This is a genomic window from Phenylobacterium sp., assembly GCF_031412415.1.
In the GTDB taxonomy this organism is placed as follows: Bacteria; Pseudomonadota; Alphaproteobacteria; order Caulobacterales; family Caulobacteraceae; genus Phenylobacterium.
The window spans coordinates 1-3,339 of sequence record NZ_JANOCX010000273.1; the positions used below are offsets into that span (position 1 = coordinate 1).

Annotated in this window: 4 protein-coding genes; 2 read left to right on the forward strand and 2 right to left on the reverse strand. The window is 66.9% G+C overall.

Annotated elements, in window-relative coordinates; genetic code table 11:
- Nucleotides 1–968: cytochrome P450 (locus tag RMO04_RS13250; RefSeq protein WP_309645251.1), on the forward strand; the 968-nt coding region annotated here is incomplete at its 5' end.
- A 179-nt stretch (nt 969–1,147) separates the two neighbouring features.
- Nucleotides 1,148–2,374: a PLP-dependent aminotransferase family protein gene (locus RMO04_RS13255; RefSeq protein WP_309645252.1), complete on the forward strand. Its 1,227-nt coding sequence runs from the start codon at nt 1,148–1,150 to the stop codon at nt 2,372–2,374.
- Here RMO04_RS13255 and RMO04_RS13260 read toward each other — a convergent pair.
- The gene (locus RMO04_RS13260; protein ID WP_309645253.1) at nt 2,355–2,756 is read right to left on the reverse strand and encodes a DUF393 domain-containing protein; all 402 of its coding nucleotides are present in this window, start codon (nt 2,754–2,756) and stop codon (nt 2,355–2,357) included. The two genes, RMO04_RS13255 and RMO04_RS13260, sit on opposite strands and share 20 nt — an antisense overlap.
- A complete protein-coding gene (gene folE, locus RMO04_RS13265) occupies nt 2,756–3,337 on the reverse strand; it encodes a GTP cyclohydrolase I FolE (RefSeq protein ID WP_309645254.1) in 582 nt (193 codons plus the stop codon). The genes RMO04_RS13260 and folE overlap by 1 nt, the downstream gene beginning before the upstream one ends.
- Nucleotides 3,338–3,339 lie beyond the last annotated feature (2 nt).

Here is a 3,339-nt window from a genome sequence, read left to right on the forward strand (position 1 = left end):
CCATGGACCAGCCGAAGCACGACGTACAACGCAAGACCGTCAGCCCCATCGTCTCGCCGGCCAATCTGCATGTGCTGGAGCCGCTGATCCGCAGCCGCATCCAGAAGACCCTGGATGAACTCCCCATCGGCGAGCCCTTCGACTGGGTGGACCGGGTCTCCATCGAGCTGACCACCCAGATGCTGGCCACCCTGTTCGATTTCCCCTGGGAAGATCGCCGCATGCTGACCCGCTGGTCGGACGTGGCGACTGCCGGCGCCGAGTCCGGCCTGTTCAGCTCCACCGATCCCGAGATCGCCGAGGCGGAACGGAAGATGGAGCTGTTCGGCTGCGTCGACTATTTCACCCGGCTTTGGAACGAGCGGATCAACGCCCCGCCCAAGGGCGACCTGATCTCCATGCTGGCCCATGGCGAGGCCACCAAGAACATGGATCGTATGGAGTATCTCGGGAACCTGATCCTGCTGATCGTCGGCGGTAATGACACCACCCGCAACTCGATGACCGGCTCCGTGCTGGCGCTGAACCAGAACCCCGACCAGTACCGCAAGCTGCGCGACAACCCCGGCCTGATCCCTTCGATGGTCTCAGAGACAATCCGCTGGCAGACGCCGCTGGCCCACATGCGGCGCACCGCGACGCAGGACTTCGAACTGGGCGGCAAGACCATCAAGAAGGGCGACAAGGTCATCATGTGGTACGCCTCGGGCAACCGGGACGAAGAGGTGATCGAGAACCCCAACGCCTACATCATCGACCGCGAGCGGCCCCGCAACCACCTCTCCTTCGGCTTCGGCATCCACCGCTGCGTTGGCAATCGCCTGGCCGAACTGCAGCTCCGCATCCTCTGGGAAGAGATCCTGCCCCGCTTCCCCGAGATCAAGGTGGTCAGCGAACCCCGCCGCGTGCCCTCGGCCTTCGTGAAGGGCTACGAGCACATGGAAGTCGTGATCCCCAGTCGGAACTAGCTTAGCTCAAGGCGCGCGCCGGCCTCGACAGCCGGCGCGTCGCAGGCGATAGATAACTCATGATCCAGTCGACACACCGTCGCCTCGTACGCCCCTGACCTGATCAGGCGAGACGCCGCGTCCCTGCGCGGCCCATTGGACGTCTTCACCGACGTCGGCGACCCAGGCAGAAACCGATCATGACCACCCCTGAACTCGACTGGACCACGCGGTTCTCCGCGCGCATGTCCCGCGTCCGCGCCAATGAAATCCGCGAGTTGCTCAAGCTGTTGGACCAGCCGGACATCCTGTCCTTCGCCGGTGGCATTCCCGCGCCCGCCCTGTTCCCCGCCGCCGCCATCAAGACCGCCTACGACGAGATCCTGGCCGATCCCGACCAGTCGGCCCAGGCGCTGCAATACTCGGTCAGCGAGGGCTACCTGCCGCTTCGCGCCTGGATCGCCGAGCGCATGGCCCTGTCAGGCGTCGCCTGCGACGCCCACAACATCCTGATCACCGCCGGATCGCAGCAGGCTCTGGATCTGCTGGGCAAGCTGTTCCTCAGCCCCGGCGACACGGTCGTCGTCGCCCGGCCCACCTATCTGGGGGCGCTGCAGGCCTTCAACGCCTACGAGCCAGCCTATCTCGACCTGCCCGACGGCGCCCTCGACAACGGCGACTCGGCGGACTTGATCACCGCTCGCTCGCCGCGCCCGCCGCTCGGCTACTTCGTCCCCGACTTCGCCAACCCCACCGGCGAGAGCCTGGCGCGCGCTCAGCGCGACGCGCTCATCGACCTGGCCTACGCCACCGAGATGACGCTCATCGAGGACGCCGCCTATCGGGAGCTGCGCTTCGAGGGCGAGATCCTGCCGACCCTGCTGTCGCTCGATATCGAACGCTGCGGCTCCATCGACGCCGCCCGCACCCTGTTTTGCGGCACCTTCTCCAAGACCATTTCGCCCGCCCTGCGCATTGGCTGGGTCTGCGGCCCGCGCGCTGTGATCGACAAGCTGGTCCTGCTCAAGCAGGGCTGCGATCTGCACGTCTCGACCGTCAACCAGATGGCCCTCCACCGAACCGTGGCGGTCGGCTACGAGCAGCACCTATCAACCCTGCGCAACGCCTATGGCGTCCGCGCCCAGGCGATCGGCCAGGCGCTGGCCCGCCACATGCCGCCGGGCGTAACCTGGTCACAGCCCCAGGGCGGCATGTTCGTTTGGGTTTGGTTGCCCGAAGGCCTGGATGGCAAGGTCCTGCTTGAGCGTTCGCTGATCGAGGAGAAGGTGGCCTTCGTCCCAGGCGAACCGTTCTTCGCCGAGGTTCCGGCCGCTAACGCCATCCGCCTCAGCTACTCCCTCCCCACCGAGGCGCAGATCGAGGACGGCGTGGCGCGCCTGGCGGGCCTTATCCGGCGGATGACCTAGGACTGCCCGCGCCGAACAGCTGTCGCGCTAGCGCCTGCAAGGCTGGGCGGAAGCGCAGGAACACGCGGTAGAGGCGCTCCATCAGCCACAGGGCTGGACGCCATCGCGCCAGCCGACCCAGCGGCGACAGGGCCGGGATCAGACGCCACATCGCCGCGAACGCTGCGGCGCCGGACAGCAGCTCACCGCCGGGCGCCTGAGCGTGAAAGCGCGACAGCATCGCGCCACGGTCGAGCGGGCAGGCTTCACCGATCGACAGGTCGACGAAGGTGATGGCCTCGTCACGGTCTAGCTGTCGCAACAGCGCGACCTCTCGCTGGCAAAGCGGACAGTCGCCGTCGTACCAGACCGTCAGGGCGGTTGTCCGGGGCTGCTGCGCCATCAGGCCTGCTTCGCCATCCGCAGGAACTCATCGCGAGTGCGCGGGTCGTCACGGATAACGCCCAGCAGTCGGCTGGTGGTCAGCATGGACCCCGGCGTGTTCACCCCCCGCAGAGTCATGCAGCTGTGCTCGGCCTCGATCACCACGGCCGCGCCCAGGGGATTCAGCACCTCTTGGATCGCCTCGGCCACGTCGGCCGTCAGCTTTTCCTGGATCTGCAGGCGCCGGGCATAGCCCTGGACCACCCTGGCCAGCTTCGAAATCCCCACCACCCGGTTTCGCGGCAGATAGCCCACATGAGCCCGTCCGATCACCGGCAGCATGTGATGCTCGCAGAAGCTCACCACCCGGATGTTGGTCAGCACGATCAGATCGTCGTAGCCGCCGACCTCCTCGAAGGTGCGTTCCAGATACCGGCGCGGGTCTTCGGCGTAGCCGCCGAAAAGCTCGCTGTAGGAACGGGCCACCCGCGCGGGCGTGTCGGCCAGGCCCTCGCGGTCGGGATCGTCGCCGGCCCAGGCGATCAGCAGCCGAACCGCGGCCTCGGCCTCGGCCTGGCTGGGCTTGGCGATCTTCGCCATCC

Bases quoted from the DNA above. Each gene is read 5' to 3' on its own strand.
- RMO04_RS13255 (WP_309645252.1), top strand. From the start codon at position 1,148: ATGACCACCCCTGAACTCGACTGGACCACGCGGTTCTCCGCGCGCATG.
- RMO04_RS13260 (WP_309645253.1), bottom strand. From the start codon at position 2,756: ATGGCGCAGCAGCCCCGGACAACCGCCCTGACGGTCTGGTACGACGGC.
- folE (WP_309645254.1), bottom strand. From the start codon at position 3,337: ATGGCGAAGATCGCCAAGCCCAGCCAGGCCGAGGCCGAGGCCGCGGTT.